Source organism: Clostridium sp. CMCC3677 (genome assembly GCF_023845585.1).
Lineage (GTDB): Bacteria > Bacillota > Clostridia > Clostridiales > Clostridiaceae > Clostridium > Clostridium aquiflavi.
On record NZ_JAMQHS010000004.1, the window covers coordinates 75,602 to 98,641 of the forward strand.

General features: G+C 26.0%; 20 protein-coding genes, 1 CRISPR repeat array and 1 other annotated feature (1 of these 22 running past the window's edge). Of the genes, 5 read left to right on the plus strand and 15 right to left on the minus strand.

Going from position 1 to position 23,040, the window contains the following annotated elements:
- Positions 1-202: 202 nt before the first annotated feature.
- On the plus strand, positions 203-853 hold the full coding sequence (locus tag NG901_RS05760; RefSeq protein ID WP_252212794.1) for a hypothetical protein: 651 nt from the start codon (positions 203-205) through the stop codon (positions 851-853).
- An 89-nt stretch (positions 854-942) separates the two neighbouring features.
- Here the strand turns inward: NG901_RS05760 and NG901_RS05765 are convergent, their stop codons facing one another.
- From NG901_RS05765 to leuA, 6 genes are all read right to left on the minus strand, one after another.
- Entirely contained in the window at positions 943-2,100 is a 1,158-nt protein-coding gene (locus NG901_RS05765) for an iron-containing alcohol dehydrogenase (protein ID WP_252212795.1), read from the minus strand.
- Between the two features lie 238 nt (positions 2,101-2,338).
- On the minus strand, positions 2,339-3,253 hold the full coding sequence (dhaB2, locus tag NG901_RS05770) for a glycerol dehydratase activator DhaB2 (protein WP_252213057.1): 915 nt from the start codon (positions 3,251-3,253) through the stop codon (positions 2,339-2,341).
- Between the two features lie 30 nt (positions 3,254-3,283).
- Complete coding sequence (dhaB1, locus tag NG901_RS05775) at positions 3,284-5,647, minus strand: glycyl radical glycerol dehydratase DhaB1 (RefSeq protein WP_252212796.1); 2,364 nt, start codon at positions 5,645-5,647, stop codon at positions 3,284-3,286.
- Positions 5,648-6,026: 379 nt separating this feature from the next.
- On the minus strand, positions 6,027-7,082 hold the full coding sequence (locus NG901_RS05780; RefSeq protein ID WP_252212797.1) for a response regulator transcription factor: 1,056 nt from the start codon (positions 7,080-7,082) through the stop codon (positions 6,027-6,029).
- 10 nt (positions 7,083-7,092) lie between these two features.
- Positions 7,093-8,310, minus strand: coding sequence for a PocR ligand-binding domain-containing protein (locus NG901_RS05785; RefSeq protein WP_252212798.1), 1,218 nt, complete (start codon positions 8,308-8,310; stop codon positions 7,093-7,095).
- Between the two features lie 320 nt (positions 8,311-8,630).
- Positions 8,631-10,304: a 2-isopropylmalate synthase gene (gene leuA, locus NG901_RS05790; RefSeq protein WP_252212799.1), complete on the minus strand. Its 1,674-nt coding sequence runs from the start codon at positions 10,302-10,304 to the stop codon at positions 8,631-8,633.
- Between the two features lie 355 nt (positions 10,305-10,659).
- Between leuA and NG901_RS05795 the strand changes: the two genes are divergently transcribed.
- Positions 10,660-11,295, plus strand: coding sequence for an MntP/YtaF family protein (locus NG901_RS05795; protein WP_252212800.1), 636 nt, complete (start codon positions 10,660-10,662; stop codon positions 11,293-11,295).
- Between the two features lie 251 nt (positions 11,296-11,546).
- Here NG901_RS05795 and NG901_RS05800 read toward each other — a convergent pair whose 3' ends face one another.
- The 4 genes from NG901_RS05800 to NG901_RS05815 all read right to left on the minus strand — a co-directional run bounded on the left by NG901_RS05800 (position 11,547) and on the right by NG901_RS05815 (position 15,115).
- Positions 11,547-12,620 (minus strand): iron-containing alcohol dehydrogenase family protein, encoded by a 1,074-nt coding sequence (locus NG901_RS05800; protein WP_252212801.1) that lies wholly within the window; start codon positions 12,618-12,620, stop codon positions 11,547-11,549.
- 70 nt (positions 12,621-12,690) lie between these two features.
- Positions 12,691-12,948 (minus strand) — a binding site (T-box leader).
- A gap of 304 nt (positions 12,949-13,252) precedes the next feature.
- Positions 13,253-13,393 (minus strand): hypothetical protein, encoded by a 141-nt coding sequence (locus tag NG901_RS05805; protein ID WP_252212802.1) that lies wholly within the window; start codon positions 13,391-13,393, stop codon positions 13,253-13,255.
- 125 nt (positions 13,394-13,518) lie between these two features.
- Positions 13,519-14,097, minus strand: a complete 579-nt coding sequence (locus NG901_RS05810) for a hypothetical protein (RefSeq protein ID WP_252212803.1) — start codon at positions 14,095-14,097, stop codon at positions 13,519-13,521.
- A gap of 175 nt (positions 14,098-14,272) precedes the next feature.
- Positions 14,273-15,115: a hypothetical protein gene (locus NG901_RS05815; protein WP_252212804.1), complete on the minus strand. Its 843-nt coding sequence runs from the start codon at positions 15,113-15,115 to the stop codon at positions 14,273-14,275.
- Positions 15,116-15,678: 563 nt separating this feature from the next.
- Between NG901_RS05815 and NG901_RS05820 the strand changes: the two genes are divergently transcribed.
- Positions 15,679-16,971: an NCS2 family permease gene (locus NG901_RS05820; RefSeq protein ID WP_252213059.1), complete on the plus strand. Its 1,293-nt coding sequence runs from the start codon at positions 15,679-15,681 to the stop codon at positions 16,969-16,971.
- 52 nt (positions 16,972-17,023) lie between these two features.
- Here NG901_RS05820 and NG901_RS17120 read toward each other — a convergent pair whose 3' ends face one another.
- The 5 genes from NG901_RS17120 to NG901_RS17125 all read right to left on the minus strand — a co-directional run bounded on the left by NG901_RS17120 (position 17,024) and on the right by NG901_RS17125 (position 19,540).
- Positions 17,024-17,152, minus strand: a complete 129-nt coding sequence (locus NG901_RS17120; protein WP_286675178.1) for a hypothetical protein — start codon at positions 17,150-17,152, stop codon at positions 17,024-17,026.
- Positions 17,153-17,181: 29 nt separating this feature from the next.
- Positions 17,182-17,787, minus strand: coding sequence for a retron system putative HNH endonuclease (locus tag NG901_RS05825; RefSeq protein WP_252212805.1), 606 nt, complete (start codon positions 17,785-17,787; stop codon positions 17,182-17,184).
- Complete coding sequence (locus NG901_RS05830; RefSeq protein WP_252212806.1) at positions 17,774-18,931, minus strand: AAA family ATPase; 1,158 nt, start codon at positions 18,929-18,931, stop codon at positions 17,774-17,776. Before NG901_RS05830 ends, NG901_RS05825 begins: the two co-directional genes overlap by 14 nt.
- A 270-nt stretch (positions 18,932-19,201) precedes the next feature.
- Positions 19,202-19,348, minus strand: a complete 147-nt coding sequence (locus NG901_RS05835) for a hypothetical protein (protein WP_252212807.1) — start codon at positions 19,346-19,348, stop codon at positions 19,202-19,204.
- A gap of 69 nt (positions 19,349-19,417) precedes the next feature.
- Positions 19,418-19,540 (minus strand): hypothetical protein, encoded by a 123-nt coding sequence (locus tag NG901_RS17125; protein WP_286675179.1) that lies wholly within the window; start codon positions 19,538-19,540, stop codon positions 19,418-19,420.
- 199 nt (positions 19,541-19,739) lie between these two features.
- Between NG901_RS17125 and NG901_RS05840 the strand changes: the two genes are divergently transcribed.
- A complete protein-coding gene (locus NG901_RS05840) occupies positions 19,740-20,156 on the plus strand; it encodes a transposase family protein (RefSeq protein ID WP_252212808.1) in 417 nt (138 codons plus the stop codon).
- 48 nt (positions 20,157-20,204) lie between these two features.
- The gene (locus tag NG901_RS05845) at positions 20,205-20,438 is read left to right on the plus strand and encodes a transposase (RefSeq protein WP_353847545.1); all 234 of its coding nucleotides are present in this window, start codon (positions 20,205-20,207) and stop codon (positions 20,436-20,438) included.
- A 380-nt stretch (positions 20,439-20,818) separates the two neighbouring features.
- Positions 20,819-23,040: a CRISPR direct-repeat array (repeat unit 30 nt; unit sequence ATTTACATTCCAATATGGTTAGATTAAAAC) (it continues 915 nt past the right edge of the window).

Here is a 23,040-nt window from a genome sequence, read left to right on the forward strand (position 1 = left end):
TTCTAAATAAGGTAAACTATTTATTGTGATATTATAAATTATAATGCTTACAAACTTGTTATTACTATAATTTATATTTTAATTTCTTGTTTACATCTGAAAACGATTTTCTGTTAAAGTTTACTTTTTAAATTTCTATTTAAATTTACAAATACTAATTTAAAACATATAATTAAAATATTTACTAAGGGAGGTTAAACTTATGGCAAAAACAAAAAAGACTAGTATATTTTTAAGTATAATACTAGTAATTCTTTTAACTTTAAGTGCTACTTATTACATTGGCTTTTACCCTAAAACTGAAGTCATAGATATTAATACTTCATCTAATTTTAATGATTTAAATCTGCTAGATAAACTATCAAGGAATGATTTAAATTTATCTTCTAAGGAAATATCCCTTGAGACTTCTTTAACACTTTCTGAAGAAGACTTAAGTTCTATGTTTATTGGTTTAATTAAAAAAAGTAATAATAAACTCTCAAATTTAATAACTGGATTAAAAGTAGATATAAATGAAAACAATCTTAATCTTATCTTTCATTTAAAATACAATGGAATTCCTTTAGAGGGCCATTTAGTATTTACTGCTTCTGCTGAAAATGGCAAATGTATTCTTCATTATGATAGTGGTAATGTTGGTTTCATTAACATTAATAAAGATTTGATTTTTTCTAAATTAAAATCAAATGAATTTGTAGAATTTGATAAAAATACTGGTGATATTACTCTTTCTATAAGCAGTATTAATAATATCAAGGTTAAAGATATAAAAATACAAGATAATAACATAATCATTACAATAAAGGGAATCCTTACTTTAGATGATTTAAAGAAGTTGAAATTAAATTAATCAAAAAAGAAGTTGATTTTTTAGTAATCAACTTCTTTTTCTAAACTTTTCTCAAAAATTTTTACTCTAAATATAAATATTCTATTTAATTAGTAAGCTGATTTGAATATATTTATTATATCTTGTTGATTTCCTTTTCTTGGATTACTGAATGCATTTCCGTCTTGTAATGCTAATTCTGCCATGTATTCGAAATCTTCTTCTTTAATTCCTTTTTCTTTTAAGCTTGTTGGTATTCCAATATCTTTTGAAAGTCTGAACATAGCATCTATAGCTTTTTCTGCTGCTTCCATTACTGAAAGACCTGAAATATTTTCTCCCATAAATTCTGCTATATCAGCAAACTTCTTAGGATTTGATATCATGTTATAACGTTCAACGTGAGGTAATAGCATAGCATTAGCAACACCATGCGGCATATCATATAATCCACCTAATTGATGAGCCATAGCATGTACATATCCTAAATTAGCATTGTTAAACGCCATTCCTGCAAGTAATGATCCATAAGCCATATTTTCTCTTGCTTCAAGGTTTTCACCTAAAGCTACTGCTTGTCTTAAGTTTTGTGATATTAACTTAATAGCTTGTATTGCAGATGCATCAGTTACTGGATTTGCATCTTTAGATACATAAGCTTCGATAGCATGAGTTAATGCATCCATTCCTGTAGCTGCTGTTAATCCTGCTGGTTTTTTAACCATAAGCATTGGATCATTTATAGAAACTAAAGGTAAGTTTCTCCAACTAACTATAACGAATTTTATTTTCTTCTTTGTATTAGTTAAAACACAATGACGAGTTACTTCACTAGCAGTTCCTGCTGTAGTATTTACTGCTACAATTGGAGGTAATGGATTAGAAAGTGTTTCTATTCCAGCATAGTCATAAAGATCTCCTTCATGTGTTGCTGCAATACCTATTCCTTTACCACAATCATGAGCACTTCCGCCACCTACTGTTACAATCATATCACAATTTTCTTTTTGGAATATTTCTAATCCAGCTAAAACATTAACATCTTTTGGATTAGGTTCAACACCATCATAATAAACAGCTTCTATTCCTGCTTCTGTTAAATATTTAACTGTTAATTCAACAGCGCCGCCTTCCATATCTCTTAAAAATCTATCTGTAACTATTAAAGCTTTCTTTCCGCCTAATATTTTACATCTTTCACCTACTACTGACACTGAGTTTGCTCCCATAAAGTTTACACTTGGTACTAAGTAATCATACATTCTCATTATGTTTCACTCTCCATTAATTATTCTTTTATTAATCAAAATTAATTTTATTAACTTTGATTCAACATTAATTTTTCTTCATTTTAATACTATCAAAATATCCTTTTAATATTAATAAATTTTATTGTTGTATGTTAGTAATCTGTTGTTTAATTATAATTTGCTATTTTTCTATATAGTAATATATTGTTTTTTTAATAGAATTCTTTTGTTTACATTAAAATTTCTTATGTAAAAATTACTGAGCTCCTATTGTACAACATATACCCATGCCTTCAATTAGAGACTTTAACTCTTCCATTTTTTCGTCACTAGGGGTTTGTAGTTCTCTAAGAAGATACTCTTTTCCTATAGCTTCATACTTACTTTCTCCATAGTTATGATATGGAAGAAGATCTATTCTCTTTAATTTTTTTAATGTTTTTGAAAATTCCGCTATTTCCTTAATACTTTCTAAGTCTGCATTAAATCCTTCAATAACTGGAACTCTAATTATTATTTCCTTAGCTATTTCATCACTTAATTTAATATTATTTAAAATAATCTCATTATCTACACCTGTGAATTTTTTATGTATTTCACTATTCATGCTCTTTATATCAATCATAGCTAAATCTATATATGGAATAACTTTTTTAACTGCTTCGCTATTTACATACATTGCAGTTTCAATAGCTGTATGCCATCCATATGATTTACATTTTTTTAATAACTCTACTGCAAAATCTGGTTGAAGTAATACTTCTCCTCCAGATAATGTTATTCCGCCATTTGATCTTCTATAATGAACACTATCTTTTTTTAATTCATTAATAATCTCTTCAGTACTACATTCTTTTCCTTCAAGAATAAGTGCTCCATTTAAGCAATTATCAACGCACTTTTCACATTGTGTGCATTTATCTTCATTTACTCTATACGATGAATCCATATCAATAGCTAAACTTTCACATTGTGATTCACATCTTCCACATTTAGTACATAAATTTTTATTAAACATTATTTGAGGAGCAATATCTTGTGATTCTGGATTGCTGCACCATAAGCATGACATTGGACACCCTTTAAAAAACACTATTGTTCTTATTCCTGGTCCATCATGTAATGAAAATTTCTGTATATTGAATATAACTCCTTTTATGTCTGTACTCATCACTTTCATATCCTCCTCTAAAAACTTTTTTTACATAACATGTTCTGTTCTTGCAATAATATCATTTTGTATAGACTCATCTAAAGATATAAATTGTGCACTATATCCTGCAACTCTAACAATTAAATCTTGATAGTTTTCTGGATTTTTTTGTGCTGCAAGTAATATATCTTTATCTATTACATTAAATTGAACGTGGAATCCTTTTTGATCAAAGTAACTTCTTATCAATGCTGTTAAATTCATTAATCCATTATCACCTTTTAATGCTGATGGATGGAATTTTTGATTAAATAATGTTCCATTTGATGCTATAAAATGATCTAATTTAGCAACTGAATTACAAGCTGCAGTAGGTCCTGAAGTATCGCATCCTCTTGATGGAGAAACTCCATCTGCTAATGGCTGTCCACAGCTTCTACCATCTGGAGTAGCCCCTGTTAAACTTCCAAAGAATACATTTATAGATGATGGATATAATCCTGGTTGGAATTTACCACCTCTTGGATTTGTATATTTATTAACTTCTCTGCTATATACTAATGCGCCTTCTCTAGCTAAATCATCAACTTCATCAATATCATTTCCAAATTTAGGAGCTTTCTTAAGTAATGCTTGTATATGTTCTGAATCCTTAAAGTTTTCAGCTAAAACTTTCTTTAATTCTGAAGGAGTTATTTTGTTTTCATCGAAAACAAGTTTTTTAACTGCAACTAGTGCATCTCCAATATTAGCTACTCCAACACCTTGTGGTCCACTAAAGTTATATTCTGCTCCTCCATCTTGAAGACTCTTTCCTCTTCCAATGCAATCATCAACCATTGAAGATAAGAAAGGTAATGGTGCTCTCTCTGCATGTGCAATATCTATACAGTTATCTGCAGTACACATATGTCTTACAAAGTATTCCATTTGATTTTGGTAAGCAGTCATGAATTCTTCGAAAGAAGTCATTTCTTCAAAACTTTGAGTTTTAGGTCCTATTTGTTTACCATGGTCCATTCCTGAATTTATAGTTAATTCTACTATTCTAGCAAGATTAAAGAATGCTGAATCATGCCATCCTTCTGTCTTTCCTGGCTTTTGTGGTTCAACACAACCAATAATTCCATAATCTCTTGCATCTTCTAATGTAAGCCCTCTAGCAACTAATGATGGAATAATAACTTCATCATTGTAGTATGCAGGAAGTCCTAATCCTTCTCTAGTTAATTCTGCTGCTCTAAGCATGAATTCGTCTGGAGTTTTGTTCCATATTCTTACTGATAAAGATGGTTGAGGTAATTTAACATGTACTGATGCTTCTAGACACATATAAGATATTTCATTTGTTGCATCTTTTCCTTCTGGAGTTTGTCCTCCTGCAATTAAGTTTTGATACATTGGATATCCACCAAAGTGCTTAGTTGAAATTTCATCTCTTACTTTGTTAATATCATTTAATTTTATCCATATACAATCTATTAATTCTTGAGCAAATTCTTTTGTTATATTTTTATCATTTGCATAATATGGATACATGTATTGGTCAAATCTAGCTGGTGAAATAGAGTGTCCATTAGATTCTGTGTTTATTATTGCATGAACAAACCAAAATGATTGACACGCTTCGTAGAAAGATGTTGCTGGCTCTGCTGGAACCTTTGTACAAATTTCTGCGATTTTTTCAAGTTCAGCTTTTCTTCTTGCATCATTTGTATTTTTTGCAAGTTCTTTAGCTTCTTCAGCATATCTATTTGCATATGTTATTGCTGATTCACAAGAAACAATAACACTATTTAAGAACTTCTCTGTCTTTATAAAGTTTGGATCTATACTTCTGCTTTTTTCTAATTGATCCTTTGCTTCTTTTATAATTCCATTGAATCCAATTTTTAATACTTTATCATAACTTACAGCAATATGACCTACTCCATTATAGTAGTAATTTCCTACTGTAAAAATATCTGCATTTACTGCATTTATTGTTTCTTCTGACATATATGAAGTTGCTAATTCACTTGTTGTTTTTCCATCCCAATATTCAAATACAGATTGTAATTTTTCTTTACTTTCTTCTGAAATTTGGAACGCATCCCCATTTCTTTTATCAATTCTATCTAATTCATCTTTTAACCACTTATTTGAAAATTCAGGGAATACTTGAGAAGATCTTGGCTCTTTAGTTAAACTACCTACTATAAGTTCCTCTTCTCTAATTGTCACAGGAATATTTTTTAATATATTATTTAAAGCTAATGCCCTTCTTAATACTGCGGGTTCACCTTCTGTTGCCTTAAAAGATTCTGTTATTAATATCGCTCTTTCACACTCAACACATGGTTTCGCATTTAATATTTGAGCTTTTAAAATATTTATTCTTTCTGTTTGAGTACTAAATCCCTTACTTATCATTTTAAATTCCTCCAATCAAATTCTCTTTTTCTTGATTTAACCTTATCATTTTATTGATAAATTTTTAACAAACTTTATTGCTTACTATTTGTACTTTTTTGTTATTTCTATCTTTCTTTTTTATTAAACAGTATTTTTTTGTCTTATAATAACGTTTTTATGCATTATTACGTTTTTTAAACTCTTAATTTTTAAATTTACACTAATTTTCTATTATTACATAGTGATAAATTACACACACATTGACTAAATATTTCTATTATTATTTACTATCTATACTATAATCACTAAAAATAATATCTCTTCAAGTCCTCTCTTTTAAAACATGACAAAAATATAAAGATATCTAAGGATGATTTTTTATCATCCTTAGATATCTTTATAAATTATTTTTATTATTATTTCTATATGCTGAAGGGGTTATGCCAACTACCCGTTTAAAAACTTTAGAAAAATATCCCGATTCATCATGACCTAAAGTTACAGCTATATTTATTATAGACATATCTGTATTTTCTAGTAATTCCTTAGATTTTTCTATTTTATATAAGTTTATATAATCAATAAACTTCATACCTATATCTTTTTTAAATAGTTTACTAAAATAAAATATACTCAAGTTACAAGAATTAGCCGCACTTTCTAGAGTTATTTTTTCAGTATAATTTTCACTTATATAAGTTAATACTGGATTTAAAACTTTACTTATATCCTTGTTTCCAATTAACTTTTCTCTAATTATATCATCAGAATTATCTTTACATATAAACTCCAAACATTCATTCATAACAGCATTTATTTTCGTTATATTATGAATCTTTTCTATCTTATCGCTATATAAATTAATATTTGAATTCACTTTATTCTTATTCCTAATCTTAATGAAGATATTAATCATTTTATTCAATAAAATTCTACACTTATCTTTATATAGCTTAATATCACCATTACTTAAAAGTTTATATCCATACAATAAATTATCAAGTAACTCCACAGTATCTTTTTCTTCATTAGAAATTATTTTATCTAAAAGTAGCAACTCTTTTCCTATTAATTTATTCTCATTTGTTTTTAAATTCATAATATGTTTATTTAATACTTTAGCTAATTTTTCTGAACTTATTGGTTTTAATATGTAATCATCAATATCAGAATTTATTTTTTTATTATTTAAATTATAATACTCCATTAGCAATATTATAATTTTTTCTTTATCTCTTTCTTTTATAAATTTTGAAGCTTCAATACCATTTATTCCTGGCATATCATTATCTATAATTATTACATCTGGTTTAAGTTCTTTATCAAGTTCTATTGCTTTTTTACCATTATTTGCAGTTCCTACGATGTTTATTTTAATATTAATTTTATTTATTACTTTTTTAAGTGCTTCTAACTCTATACACTCATCATCTACTAAAATAACATTACACATATATAACTACCTACCTTTCATCAATTGGTAAGCTTATTGTAACTTTAGTTCCTATCCCTAAATCACTCTCTATATCTATACAATAATCATACTTATAGAAATTTTTTATTCGTTGTTTTGCAACTGATATTCCACTTAATGAATAACTTGTGTTTTTTTCTCCTAAATTTATAACTTTTAATTTTTCTTTTGATATCCCTACTCCATCATCTACTATTGAAATTATTATAGATTCCTCTTCTTCCAATACAGATATATTTATACTTCCTCCATTTTCTTTATGCTTTATCCCGTGTGTTACAACGTTTTCAACAAAAGGATAAATGCTCATAAATGGAAGTTTGAAATCCTCTTCAATACTTAAATTAATATCAAAATTTAATCTATTACCAAATCTAATCTTCTGTAAATTTAAGTACTCTAAACAATATTCTAATTCTTCTTTTAATGTAACTATTTTATTTGATTTATAAAAAGTATTTCTTATAAATTCAGTAAATTTATATGTAAGATTACTTGTCTTTTCTGCATCTTCTATTAATGATAATGAATATATATTATTCATTATATCAAATACAAAATTAGGATTTATTTGAGATGTTAATGATTTTAATCTAAACTTCTCTAACTCATTTTGTAATTTTAATTGATTAATTTCTGATTTTACAATCTTGTTATTGCTTTCATTTAATTTTTTTGTAGTTAATTTATGTATTCCTTCTTCAACTAAATAATTTGATAAATGCAACATCATTTGAGAAATGTGTTTAATCTTCTCTAATGAAATAGTTGTAAGATTATTATATGCACATATAAGTTCCTCACTTTCTCCCAAATCAAAATTAACATTTGCAACAGCTTCTAAGTCTTTTTCTTCTTCTTTATTTATCAGGACTTGTCCTGCCATTATAGCTCCTAAATACTGACCTTTAACTATAATAGGTACTGCAAAGTCTACTATTCCTTTATGACAAATATATATGTATGGCTTTCCTGTCCTTGTAGCTTCAATTCCACCTCTTGAATCACATCTTTCACATAGTTCTACTTGCTTTTTATCTTTACGTATAATATTGCAAAATTCCGAACAGCAACTATGTGTTGTAATAGGTTTACCTTTATAATCAGTAGTTATAATAGCAATTCCTGTAGCTTTTGCAATGTCATCCTGAATATTTTGGAAAGCTTCAACATTTATAATATCTTTAAGATCGATAATGCTATTCATTTTTCACCACCATAATTATTATTTATTTTAAATAACACATCCTAAAATATGTATATTTAAATAATAACATGAAATTATAAAAAAATATAGTAAATCATTTTATAATTCGACTCAATATCTCAATATGCGTTTCAAAGTTCTAATTCAGATTTCTTAATCATTTACATTTATATTCAATATTAAATTTTATCATAAATAAACCTGAAAGATTCCATTTGATATTCTTTCAGGTTTATTAAAAGTTATTTTATTATTAGATTATGTTTTATCAGAGTTTTGATATATGAATATATCAACACATATAAAAAAATATCCTACTATTATTTTTTTGAATATAGTCTATTTATAGCACTAAATATTGCTTTAATTGAAGCTCTTGTGATATTGCTATCTACACCAACGCCAAAAGTCTTTTTATCTATATCGATTCTTTCCATATAAACATATGACGCAGCTTTTGCTTCAGATCCTGTACTTAAAGCATGTTCTGTATAATCTATAATCTTTGTATCTATTAAATTACTTGAAACCAATGCTTTTTTTAATGAATCTATAGGTCCATTTCCTAAGCCTTCAAGTTCTAAATTCGTACCTTTATGTTTTAATAAAACCTTAACTTTAGTATCAGCTTTAGAATCTCCATTATTTATATCTGTGATTGTATAATTAATCAATTTAAATGGTTCATCAATATCTAAGTATTCTTTTTCAAATTGCTTCATTATTTCATCTGGAGAAATTTCTCCTATCTTTTCAGACAACTTCTGTATAACACATGCAAATTCTTTATGCATTGTCTTTGGAAGTTTAAATCCAAAACAATGGTCCATAATAAATGCAACTCCACCTTTACCAGATTGACTATTTATTCTAACTAATGCTTCGTATTCTCTTCCTAAGTCACCTGGATCAATTGGTAAATACGGTACTTCCCATATGCCATTGTTTCTTTCTTGATACTTTTTCATCCCCTTATTTATAGCATCTTGATGTGAACCTGAGAATGCTGTAAATACTAGTTTTCCTGCATATGGATGTCTTACATGTATTGGTATTTTTACACATCTTTCATAGATATCAATTATATCATTAACATTCTCTAAATTTAAGTTAGGGTTTATCCCATGAGAAAACATATTATATGCAATATTTAAAATATCAACATTTCCTGTTCTTTCACCATTTCCAAATAAAGTTCCTTCCACTCTATCAGCTCCTGCTAAAAGTGCTAATTCTGCATCTGCAACGCCTGTACCCCTATCATTATGAGGGTGTACGCTTAAGATTATTCTATCTCTATCTTTAAAATTTCTGCACATCCACTCTATTTGATCTGCATATATATTAGGAGTGTCCATTTGCACAGTGGATGGAAGATTTATAATTATCTTATTATCCTCACTTGCTTCCCATACATCAGCAACAGCATCACATATTTCTAATGCATAATCAACTTCAGTTCCTGTAAAACTTTCTGGTGAATACTCTAAAAGTATCTCTCCATCAAAGTCTTTTTTATATTCTTTTACTAATTTGGTTCCTTCTATAGCTATTTGTTTAATTTCCTCTTTACTCATATTAAATACTACATCTCTTTGAAGTACTGATGTAGAATTATATATGTGAACAACAGCCTTTTTCAAACCTTTTATTGCTTCAAAAGTTTTTCTTATTAAATGTGGCCTAGCTTGTGTTAAAACTTGTAATATCACATCATCCGGAACATGTTTTTCATCAACTAATCTTCGTAAAAAGTCATATTCTATTTGTGATGCTGATGGAAATCCAACTTCTATCTCTTTAAATCCTAATTTTACAATAAGTTTAAACATCTCTATTTTTTCATCTACTGTCATTGGATTTATAAGAGCTTGGTTGCCATCTCTTAAATCAACACTACACCAAATAGGTGCCTTTTCAATTAGGTTATTTGGCCATTGTCTTTCTTTTAATTTAACTGTTTCAAATCTTCTATATTTTTTATAATTTAACATTAAATCATCTCCCCAAAATAAAATAAGTTTTTAAGATTACTACTTATTGCTACTTTCTAATGAGAAACAGTCCCTCAACAACACCATATAACTTCACAATAAAAATAATTTTTTTGTCTACTTTCTTAACCCCATCTAAAACACCTCTTTATATTATTAAAACTTAAAGTTATATTACCACTTTTTTAACTATTTGTAAAATATTTATTGTATTTTCTATATATATCGTTAATTATTTTATTCATTTTTTATAAAGTTATCAACAACCTCTTCAGTTATACTATTAGTGTTACTTTTTGTCATTTTTAAAACTTTTGAATATATTATTATTAAATCAATCTTTTTGAGGTAATCTATGAATATTTTTTCTCCATTATTATTATCACTTTCATCACATTTAGATACTTTTAGAGTTTCAAGTTTTTGTAGCTTAAAAAAAATATCTATACAAAAAGCACAAATTTTAATTATTTCAATTATTACAACATTTGCAACATTTATTTCTATGGGTATTGGAGAATTAATTAGTAAACTTTTATTAAAAGAAATAGTAATTCCATTTGGATGCATACTTTTAATATTTATAGGGACTTACTTTTTTGTTGAACATATAAGACTAAAAAAGAAAAGTCGTAATGAAGATACATCTTACTATGTAGAAGACAACTCAAGATTTGGTTTGCTATTGAAAGAGGGAAACATATCACCATTTGCTAATTCTAGCCATATAAGTTTTAAAGATACCTTATCATTATCTATTTTTCTTTCAAAAACAAATATATTATTAGGTTTAATTGCAGGACTTCTTAATATAAGCATACCTTTGAGTATATTTTTTAGTTTCATAATAAGTATATTAATGATTTTGATTGGAAATTTTATAACAAAATTTTCTTTTTCAAATTGGATAGGTAAAAATTTTTACGTATTTTCAGGTATCCTTTTAATCTTTTGGGGACTTTGTGAATACCTAATTTCATATTTACAATAATATATTTTTTTGAGCCTTAAACACCTTTATTAAAAAATCAAAAAATCTTATATTTTTAAATATTCTACAGAAATAAAAAAAGTTCTAAACTTTACTCAAATTTAAGCAAAGTTTAGAACTTTAATTTAAAATATTTTTTTCTAAATTTCATTTAATAATATAGCTGCTCTTTATTAAATCCAAATCCCTCTATTGTCCACTTTATATCCATCAGGAGTAATAGCGTTTTATTCCAAATAATGCAAATATTCTTATACTATTGTTTTTTCTAAATCCATTATTGCATTATAAATCATTTTTCTTGTTATTTCATAAGGTACATGCCTTATATCACTTGTTTCCATTATCTTATCAAGTACTTTATCAATATCTCCTTCTTTCACCTCAATATCATCTAAACATGTTGGAAGTCCAATGCTCTTATTAAACTTATAAACCCTGTCACGTTCTTTAAATTGCTTATCACATGTTAGCATAACCAAAACACCATAAGAAACTATTTCACCATGCAAATGATTTTTTTCTATATTTTGTAATGTAGTACATCCATAATACACTGAATGAGCAAGACAACTATTGTAATCATTTTTCACAAGAACAGATACAAGTCCTGTAGTAATTATTATATTAAGAATTATTTGTTCTACCTCATTTGATACTTTATTAATTTTAACATCTTCATAAGCTCTTTTACCATATCTCAAAAGTGGTTCAACGCAATTACGGCTTATATCTACGCCTAAAAGATTAGTATGATCAAGTTCATCACCTCTTGAAGAAAATGTACATTCATATTCTTTTGATAATGCATCTCCTATACCTGCCCATATAAAATTACTTGGTGCTTCTGCTATTATTTTAGTATTAATAAAGCAATGTGTTGCTGATTTTTTTGTAAAATATAATTCTTTAAATACATGATTAGAATCATAAATTACGGTTGTTTCTGTTATTGCAGCGCAATTTGAAGCTATTGTCGGAAATACAAATAGTGATTGTCCTGTTTGATCACACATTGTTTTGCTTGTATCAATACTTCTTCCTCCACCAACCGCAAATACCATATCAGCATCTCTAACTATCGGATTTTTCTTAAGCATCTCTACATTTTCATATGAAGAATCTCCCCCAAACCATACAAAATCTACTATTTCTATATTTGAACCTTTAAGCCCATCTAAAAGTTCTTTCTTAGCTTTTGCTATTGCTGTTTTGCCCCCAACTACTACAGCCTTCCTTCCATAAGCTTCACAAATTTTAGGAATTCCTCTGTAAACATCACTCCCTATACTATAACTTGGTAAAAACAAACTATAACTACTCATTTTTTTGCCCCCTAATTATTTTTTAATATTAATTATATAATTTTTATAAAAAAAGACCTTATCTCTATTAATTAGAGACAAAGTCAAAAACTCTGCGGTACCACTCTATTTATCACTTGAAAAGTAACCCCTCAAAATATCTCTAGGAAATCCTATTTAATATTTGGCAATATAACGGTTGCTACCGGTCTTGCTTACACAATAATTATATCTTCAGCTAACTACTCATGAGTGATTTTCAATTCTTTTACAAATCCTATCTTTCAGCAAATGATAAGCTCTCTTTATAAGTAATATAAAATTTACTTTTCTCAATCAATGTATTTATTGTTTAATTTTTCATAATTGTATCTCTTTGTTTTTATATTGTCAATAATTTTTCATATTTTTTATCAATCAGATAAAAAATACACCATATCATTAATATCTATATTGTTATTATAAATATTACTATATCTATTTTAATTATTTTTTATTACATCTTGCATACTAGTACTTATGTATTTTAATCTTTAGTTAAAATTCTCGCTTAAAGTAATACTATTTCAAACTCTATAATAAATAAAAACTGAAGTAATGCAAATTCAATGATTACTTCAGTTTTTCTAGTTTTATTATTTAACATTTAAAAATCAGAAAAATTTATTATTAGTATTATTAGTTTCTATTTTAGTTCGATCAAGATATTCTTTATTCTCTTGATATGATTTAACTTTTGACTGAGATAGATTTCCTGTTTGTTGTATTAACTTGTCTTTTTTACTCTTAGACATAAACTCCACTTCCTTTCTTTAATATTTTTACTCAAAGAAAAGAAGTTATCCTTTGTATTTTATTACTTATATTGCAGTTTTTTAGATTTCTACCTATAACTAATGAATAAAGTCATCTATAATTATTAATTAATCTCTTCAATTCCATATTTATTATAAAATTCTATTATCTCCTCTAATAAAGTGTCCCAATTTTTATTGCTAAATAATTTTTGCTTTACTTTATTTTCTATTTTATTATCTTCAGTTTTAATTTTTATATCTTCATTCCAAGTAATTAAATTTTTAATAATTGATTTTTCAAATTCTGATAAAAACCCTTTTTCTAAAATAGCTCTCTTTATGTCTTCACTTTTTGTGTTTGATAATTCTTCCAATAATGTAAGTTCATATTTAGTTTGTTTAGTTATTAATTTATTAGTTAAATCATTACTAGATATGATCTTTTTAAATACTTTATCCTCCATAAGAATTTTATCAATAATATATTTCCTTATAGATAGTTCTTCTGATTTTTCTATAAGATTATATGTAAAAGTATTATAGTAATTAAGTAAATTATTAATATCAAATTCGTTCTTATTTAAATAACTTATTAACTCCTTATAAGAACTAATTACATCATCATTAAGTAAATCTTTAAAAATACATAATGAATTCAATATTAAATTAATTTTTTTTATTTTTTCTAATTCAAAATTCACTATTCAAACCCTTCTTTTCCAATAATTATAATTTTATAATCTATTAGAAATTATATCACTTTTTAATAATATTAATCATAATTTTCATTATTTATTTAATATTATATTTTTTGAATATCTAAAATTTCTTTTGTATTATATAAATTAAATAGTTAAATTTCTTATTAAGTATAATTTATATCATTGAAATTATAAGTATTAATAAAGTTAAAATTCCTAGAACTATAGATGTATATTTATATACTCTATTTTCAAATTCTTTATTTCTTTTTGTAATTATTTTTCCGCTTGTTTTTATATCTTTAGAAAGTTTGAATCCTAAAATTATTTCACTAAATATAAATGCAAAAAAAGGATATAATGTAATTAATAATTGGAAAATTATTTGTGTTGCATAAAGATTAATAAATCCTAAGTATAATATTGAAATTAATATACATATAAAATATGTAACTGATAAACTTTTTATTTTTTCATATACTCTTTCCCAACTTTGATCACTATATGTAGCTGTTTTCCTAAAGTTATATAATTTTTTATCATTATACACATGACTTAAATTTTTTTCATCTAATATACATTTTAAATCTTGCATAAAATGCTCTATATTTTCTAATACAACCGTTAATCTAATATTTTTTTCTTTACTTTTAATTTTTGTCCATCCTCCAAAATACCTTATAGATGGAAATTGTATAGCTTGTATTTCTTCATATCTAATAAAAGTTGTTCCTTTAATATTTTTATATATTATTCCTGAATCAGTAAGTTCTACACTAACCTTTTTAAATTTCCTAAACATTACAAAATAAAGTAATAAATATTCTAATCCTATTATAGTCAATATAGCTAATGCTATAATTGCAAAAATTCCAGCAAAAATTAACATATCTTCATTTATTGATTTAAGACATGATATTATGCCAGTTTCTATTAATATTGATAAAACAAACCCCATCATTAATAATAAATATTTACCTGGATTTCTTAAATGTTTTCTGTAGATATATTCATTCATATCATCATCCCCTATTTAATTAATTTTTCTTTTTTGTATATTTATTATAAAAAAACTATTTTACCCCATTTATTATCGAATAGTAAATCTATATCTTTACTTTTTAAATTTGCTAAAATATAACTATCTTGAATACCTTAAGTAATTTTTATATTAAATGCACATAATAGTTATAAAATATTATTTTAGATAAACAAATTTATAACCTCTTAATATCTTCAACATATATATTATATAATATTTAATAATTTAATTTATTAAAAACGTTTATTATCATTAATTTAATATAATATAAATTAAAATATTAAAAGTTTTATGTTTTTTCGAAAATTATACATTTTTCTAAAAATTTCACTATTATTTTCATAATTTCTTATTTTATGCAACACAGAAATAATAAATTATTAAATTATATCAAAATTTATATATTAAAATAACTTTTTAGTTTGCCAAAAAAATATTTTCAATATACATTTATATTGAATTTTTTATTATGGATGATATAATAGACTTGCACTTTTTGTGCGGGTGGGCGAGGGAGATTTTGAAAGTTGGTCGAAAGGATGAATAAATTTTTTAAATTAACTGAACACAATTCTACAATAAGGAGGGAAACTATAGCCGCACTTACATCATTTTTTGCTGCTGTATACATTATTATAGTAAACGCTAGCATACTAAGTGATTCGGGCATACCTATAGAACCATTAATTATCGCAACGGTTCTATCTTCGTTACTAGGTTGTCTTATAGTGGGGTTTGTTAGTAATGCTCCTCTAATCATTATGCCCGGTATGGGAATCAATGCACTATTTACTTACACTGTTGTAAAAACTTTAGGGCTTACGTTTTATCAAGCACTAGCATCAGTAATAGTATCAGGAATTTTATTAACAATAGTTGCACTTACTCCACTTGCTAAAAATATAACTGAAGCTATTCCAAATAATTTAAAAGAAGCCATTACAGTTGGTATTGGACTTTTTATTACACTTATTGGATTATCAAAATCAGGTCTTATAGTATCTGATCCTTCTAATTTATTAAAGCTTGGAGATATAACTAGTCCTGAAGTTATAGCATTCATAATAATTATGATTATTACATTAATATTGTTTATTAGAAATGTACCTGGTGCATTCTTGATTTCAATTATCGTAGGTACAATTATTTCTATATTTATGGGAATTGTAGATATAAGTAATCTTACGTTTTCACTTCCTAATTTCGGAGCTTATAAAGATATATTCTTTAATCCTGACTTTAGTGCTATACTAACTCCAAACTTTTGGATTTCTACATTTTCATTAACATTAGTTTTAATATTTGAAAATATAGGATTATTGCATGGTCAATTAAATGGAATGTTAAAGACTCCAGAAAAATCTGAAAAAGCTTTAACATCAATAGGATTTTCTGTTATTGCATATGGCTTTTTAGGAACTTGTCCTCCTGTTTCTACTGTTGAAGGAGCAGCGGGCATTGCAGCGGGTGGAAGAACTGGATTAACATCAATAATAACTGGATTATTATTTTTACTTTCATTGTTCTTTATACCATTTATATCAATAATTCCAAATGCAGCATTAGCTCCAATTCTTATTATCATAGGAAGTTTAATGTTCCAAAATCTAAAACAATTAAATTTTGATGATTTAACAGAGTTAATACCAGCATTTATAGTGGTAATTTTAATTCCATTAACTTATAGTATTGTAGATGGCATAGCCTTTGGATTTATTTTATATCCTATATGTAAATTATTTAGTAATAAGAAGAAAGATTTATCAGTAACTATGTGTATCACATCTGCTATCTTCCTTATTTACTTCTTAATCCAAGGTTTTATTCATTAATATATAAAGAAGCGTTGCTCCTGATGGGTTTTAATCAGGAGCAACGCTTCTTTTATTTATTTGCTTCATAATAAATCTTTTCAGGCAAATATTGAATTATATCATCTAAATAATCTTCATTTTCTTCACATATACGAGATTCTTCATTTTTCAGAAATCCCCATAAATTCTCTTTCATCATAGGTTAATGATATATCCGAACCTCTTTTTTTACAATTCCATATATAATTTAATTAAACTAGGGAAATTATGACCATCATCTAAGAAAAATTGTAGATATTCATTATACTCGTCATAATTTTCTCTATAGACATCTAATATATCGATTAAAGATTTTCTAGCTTCTTTTAATTGGTAACTATTTAAATTTAACGTATCAATTGTATAGCTCGCTCTTACATATTCATTGCTCTCTTCATTATTATTCTTAGGAATTATTTCACCATTAGCAATATTATAATCAAAGTAATCCTTAGGATTATCAATGACTGGATTTATGAATTTATCATTATAATTATTTTTTTTATGCATTCCACAACTATTTTTTTCATTACATGAAACTAAAATATTGTTATATAATTGAAACTCTTTAGGGTATACATCTCTTGGTTTAATATGTTCTATATGACCATCATCATTTGTATATATTCTCTTTTCACAATAAGGACAAAATTCTTCTTGCTCTATAATTAAAATATTTTCTTTAATTTTAGCTTTTATATCATCTTTATTGTAATCAGTCCATGATTTAGGAGAATATCTTTTCTTATACTCCAATAAAAAGTCTGGCTCTTGTTCTTTATTAACCTTTAGCATTCTTTTTGTTCCTAACTGATATATCTAATCTTATTCTAATAATATCCTTATCTAAATCACCTAAATATTTTCTTAAATAACCAAATGTTTCCTTAAATTCTGTTGTATCATATAAATTTTTATTTAACAATTCATATATTTTATTTAACTTATTAGTAATATCTTCATTTCTTAAACTATCTAATTTCATAGTTGTACTTAGAATATCCCCTATACTTTTGCCATAAGTTTCATTCAATTCATTATTATCAACAATCTTAATTCCATTCTTATTTCTCTTTATTACTCTTAATTGTTTTGATTCTATATCCCCTATAATATGTGGTGAATGTGTTGCAATAATTAATTGATTATTATTTCCTATACTCTCATATACATCAATTATCTTTTTTTGCCACTGTGGATGAAGGGATATTTCTGGCTCATCAATTAATATTACTGAATTGTTTACCTCCAAGAACTTTAGTGATAATGCTCTTAAAAATAATTGCTTTTCGCCTGATGATAAACCTGTAATATCAAATTTTTTACCTAAGCTGTTTCTAAATATAGGTTTTGTCTCATTTGTTTCAGATAAACCAACTAATTTAACATCTAAATCCATAACTGAAAAAATACTATTTATATCTTCACAAACCTTATCTATTACTTCACCTATAGTCTTATTTCTATTTCTAAATATTTCTTTATTTATTTTAGTTGCTATAAGTGATGGTATATTTTGTGTCATATTTTGATCAATTACATTTTGAAAATGTGGTGTAAAGTTTAAAGTATTATCCACCTTGTTAATCTTTTCAAAGTTAATTTCCGTTGGCATATACACAATTTTAGGTGCATTATGACTTTCACCTATTTCAAAAATAACATCTGGGTGTAACATTCCAATTTCGTTGTCCCCTAACTTCACAGTTACTGTATATAATGACGGCGTTAATTCTACTTTATAGTCTTCAATCTCTTTGTATCCACGTTCATCTATATCAAATGAATCATAAATACTCTTTAATAAAGTAGTCTTTCCCGAACCATTTTCACCAATAATAATAATAGTGTTAAGTATATTACCATTATTATCTTTAAAGTCTATCTCTAAATCATTAAGTATTTCGTGACCATTATATTTAACTTTTTCTATATTCATATTACTTCATCGCCCTTCTTCTAGGATTCTCTCCTCAAGTAGCATTCAATCACACAATTTTTTTGTTCTTATCTTTATATCTACATATCTACTTGATTTTTTTAATCATTATAAAAGTACTAGTTTTTACATCTAGTTGGATTAAAGAAGCTAATCATTAGTTAACTTCTTATTGTTTTACTTTAATTATCATAACTTTATTTACACTATATATTTGGTAATTATATCATAAACATAACTTGTCTAACCATCTCAATTAGTTTTGTCAACTCAAGCTATTAATAATAATGCTTCCCTTAAACATTCTATCTCCTTCCCTATAGCATTTAACGCACTTTTAACAGCTTCTTTGATATCCTTACTATTTAAAATTATATCTAAATCTATCTTATTAGAAATGTTACTATAGTATCCCAACAGTAAAAATACTGTTGCATTTGAATAATAAGCACCCAGAATATCTGCAATACTTGATTTATCAAATCTTCATGCCCTTGTTATACAAACATGTTTATTTTTAGTAGATATTTTTTTATTTATAAAATATTCTTCCATACTAAGTTCTTTATAATTTTCAAATTGCCTCTTTGTATTCAAATATACAGTCATAATTCCCTCCATCTGTTTAATACTCTACATTTTATTATATCCCAATAAGGTAAAATATTAAAACGAGTACAAACAGATTTTATGTATATTGGATTATTACTGATTTACATATAAGTGATAAGATAAGAATGGTTCTTTCCATAGTTAGTTGATTTCTAGTATAATTAACATAGAAATTTACTTGAAAGAGGACATCAAAATGGATAGGCTTATTAAATTCTTAGATAAAAATTTAGATTATATAAATCATGCAATTATAAATAATACAATTTATATTAATGTTGCTTCAAATTTAACTACATGCAAGTGTCCTTACTGTGGACAATATTCTTCAAAAGTTCATTCTAGATACAAAAGAAGTTTTCAAGATTTACCTATTCAAGATAAAAAAGTAGAAATTATTTTAAATAATAAAAAATATTTTTGTTTAAATGGTGAATGTTACCGAAAGACTTTCGCAGAAAGCTTTTCTTGTTTTCATCCTAAAAGTAAAAAAACAATTCGCTTAACAAATACAATAACAAAAATTTCAATGAATATGAGTTCAATAGCAGCTCAAAACTATTTGAGAGATAATGTTGTAGATATAGGTAAAAGTACTATATGTACTCTCTAAAAAAAAGATAGCATAATATTTGATAAAACCCAAATTACTAAAGTATGTATTGATGATTTTGCACTTAGGAAAAGAAAAACTTATGGAACAGTAATGGTTGACATTGAAACTCATGCAATCGTTGATATGATTGAGTCAAGAGAATATAATGATGTAGTTACGTGGCTACGTGAATATCCTAATATTAAATTATTTTCACGAGATGGATCTATTACATATAATAACGCTATTAAAACCTCTCATCCTGATTCAATACAAGTTAGCGATAGATTTCACATATAAAAAAATCTAACAAGCTATTGTAAAGATTATCTATCTAAATATCTCAAAAATAGAATACCTATAAAATTATCTAATAAGCAGAAATCAAATACTAAATTAGATGATAAAAACAAGAAAATTCCTTCAACTTCTATAAAAGAAACTAATAACAATGAAAAGATTAATAGAAAACAAAAGTTGATTTATGAAGCTCGAAGGCTTCATAAAATATGATTATAATAACGGTCTAGCTGAAGGTTCAGTAAATAAAATTAAGGTAATCAAAAGAATTATGTATAGGCGTTGCAATTTTAATACATAAAAAAACAAAGTACTTAAACTTGAATATTATAGAAGATTCAATTAAGTTTGGAAAGAACCAACATTAACTTGACATTTATATTTACATTCCAATATGGTTAGATTAAAACATTTACATTAATTGTAAAGCATTAGGTTCGGCTTTATTTACATTCCAATATGGTTAGATTAAAACACAACCTTTAAGTAAGTTTATATTTAGAATGAAAGAATTTACATTCCAATATGGTTAGATTAAAACTTAATGGGGGGAGGAGCTTTACCAACTTATAAGTACATTTACATTCCAATATGGTTAGATTAAAACTGGCAATAGCAAAATAAGGCCTAGATGAACTTTTATTAATTTACATTCCAATATGGTTAGATTAAAACTTCTTATAAATCCATTAGTTGTAATACAGTTTAACAAATTTACATTCCAATATGGTTAGATTAAAACTAGCATCTTTATTAGCATTCCAATACATAGTTAATATCATTTACATTCCAATATGGTTAGATTAAAACTATAGAATTATTCCTTGGAGCAGGATGGGTATACTTATTTACATTCCAATATGGTTAGATTAAAACATTAATTGCAGTATTAACATCATCAAGTATTTCATCATTTACATTCCAATATGGTTAGATTAAAACGGTCTTTAAAAATTTTTGGACAAACTAGTAAAATAAATTTACATTCCAATATGGTTAGATTAAAACAATTAAATGAGTTGCATAACCTTTTTGTCTATATTGATTTACATTCCAATATGGTTAGATTAAAACCAAAATTATTAGGTTTTATTAGCCAATCAAAAGTTAATTTACATTCCAATATGGTTAGATTAAAACAAGATGAGAGAGTATGTGAAAGATGTGGTCCAAAGCAATTTACATTCCAATATGGTTAGATTAAAACTGGATATTTTGGTTTACCGGGTAAGGGTAAGACTGATTTACATTCCAATATGGTTAGATTAAAACTTTATTACTTAAAATTTTAGAGAGAAGGTATCGAAAATTTACATTCCAATATGGTTAGATTAAAACTTTAATACATTTCACCCGCATTTTCATGTTGTACTCAATTTACATTCCAATATGGTTAGATTAAAACTGTTACAGCGTTAGGTGCTGTAGTAGTTGTTGGTGTATTTACATTCCAATATGGTTAGATTAAAACAACCTGTGTTATGGAAATATGGTGTGAGTTATTTAAATTTACATTCCAATATGGTTAGATTAAAACGAAGATAGAAAAATAGAAATAAGAATGATATAGATATTTACATTCCAATATGGTTAGATTAAAACAGCATTCATTCTTTTATCTAAATACTCTTTTATCTCATTTACATTCCAATATGGTTAGATTAAAACAGATGTAGTTTTACCATGTGGTCGTGATGGATATTTATTTACATTCCAATATGGTTAGATTAAAACAATCTTAATTTGTCTGAAATACTATCATGTATTTTTATTTACATTCCAATATGGTTAGATTAAAACCCAAAAGAAAGCATATCTCTAAGTAGCATTTTTTCAATTTACATTCCAATATGGTTAGATTAAAACTATTACTAAAGGTTTTTTTTCATTAAATATATAATTATTTACATTCCAATATGGTTAGATTAAAACTCCAGTTGGCTCATCTTGTATATAATCTGTACCATCATTTACATTCCAATATGGTTAGATTAAAACCTGTACATGAAGTTACGCCTTGTGCTTTTAATCTTATTTACATTCCAATATGGTTAGATTAAAACTATCTCTTGCTGAAGCTATATCAGTACCATCATAAGCATTTACATTCCAATATGGTTAGATTAAAACTTTTATAGTTGTAAATGCAAAATATTAGATCTTTTATTTACATTCCAATATGGTTAGATTAAAACGACAACTATTAGATAATATAAAACAATTTTTTATAAAATTTACATTCCAATATGGTTAGATTAAAACTTAACTTCAATTGCAATACCTCTTCTATTCTCATTCATTTACATTCCAATATGGTTAGATTAAAACTATCTCTTGCTGAAGCTATATCAGTACCATCATAAGCATTTACATTCCAATATGGTTAGATTAAAACTTCTCCAACTCTTGACTAACCCAGGAAGTTCTTCCTCATTTACATTCCAATATGGTTAGATTAAAACATCAGCTACTTTTCTTGCTATTGCTTGATATTCATCATTTACATTCCAATATGGTTAGATTAAAACCCTTTATATCTTTTATCTGCCTTTGCTTAGTCTTTATTTACATTCCAATATGGTTAGATTAAAACTAATTCATC

Excerpts from the sequence above, each read along its gene's own strand:
- NG901_RS05785 (WP_252212798.1), bottom strand. The coding sequence starts at position 8,310 with ATGAATAGCATTATCGATCTTAAAGATATTATAAATGTTGAAGCTTTC.
- NG901_RS05815 (WP_252212804.1), bottom strand. The coding sequence starts at position 15,115 with ATGAATGAATATATCTACAGAAAACATTTAAGAAATCCAGGTAAATAT.
- dhaB1 (WP_252212796.1), bottom strand. The coding sequence starts at position 5,647 with ATGATAAGTAAGGGATTTAGTACTCAAACAGAAAGAATAAATATTTTA.
- NG901_RS17120 (WP_286675178.1), bottom strand. The coding sequence starts at position 17,152 with ATGATGAAAGAGAATTTATGGGGATTTCTGAAAAATGAAGAATCTCGT.
- NG901_RS05765 (WP_252212795.1), bottom strand. The coding sequence starts at position 2,100 with ATGAGAATGTATGATTACTTAGTACCAAGTGTAAACTTTATGGGAGCA.
- NG901_RS05800 (WP_252212801.1), bottom strand. The coding sequence starts at position 12,620 with ATGAGTAGTTATAGTTTGTTTTTACCAAGTTATAGTATAGGGAGTGAT.
- leuA (WP_252212799.1), bottom strand. The coding sequence starts at position 10,304 with ATGTTAAATTATAAAAAATATAGAAGATTTGAAACAGTTAAATTAAAA.
- NG901_RS05805 (WP_252212802.1), bottom strand. The coding sequence starts at position 13,393 with ATGTCTAAGAGTAAAAAAGACAAGTTAATACAACAAACAGGAAATCTA.
- NG901_RS17125 (WP_286675179.1), bottom strand. The coding sequence starts at position 19,540 with ATGACTGTATATTTGAATACAAAGAGGCAATTTGAAAATTATAAAGAA.
- dhaB2 (WP_252213057.1), bottom strand. The coding sequence starts at position 3,253 with ATGAGTACAGACATAAAAGGAGTTATATTCAATATACAGAAATTTTCA.
- NG901_RS05830 (WP_252212806.1), bottom strand. The coding sequence starts at position 18,931 with ATGAATATAGAAAAAGTTAAATATAATGGTCACGAAATACTTAATGAT.
- NG901_RS05780 (WP_252212797.1), bottom strand. The coding sequence starts at position 7,082 with ATGTGTAATGTTATTTTAGTAGATGATGAGTGTATAGAGTTAGAAGCA.
- NG901_RS05820 (WP_252213059.1), top strand. The coding sequence starts at position 15,679 with ATGAATAAATTTTTTAAATTAACTGAACACAATTCTACAATAAGGAGG.
- NG901_RS05795 (WP_252212800.1), top strand. The coding sequence starts at position 10,660 with ATGAATATTTTTTCTCCATTATTATTATCACTTTCATCACATTTAGAT.
- NG901_RS05825 (WP_252212805.1), bottom strand. The coding sequence starts at position 17,787 with ATGCTAAAGGTTAATAAAGAACAAGAGCCAGACTTTTTATTGGAGTAT.
- NG901_RS05840 (WP_252212808.1), top strand. The coding sequence starts at position 19,740 with ATGGATAGGCTTATTAAATTCTTAGATAAAAATTTAGATTATATAAAT.
- NG901_RS05760 (WP_252212794.1), top strand. The coding sequence starts at position 203 with ATGGCAAAAACAAAAAAGACTAGTATATTTTTAAGTATAATACTAGTA.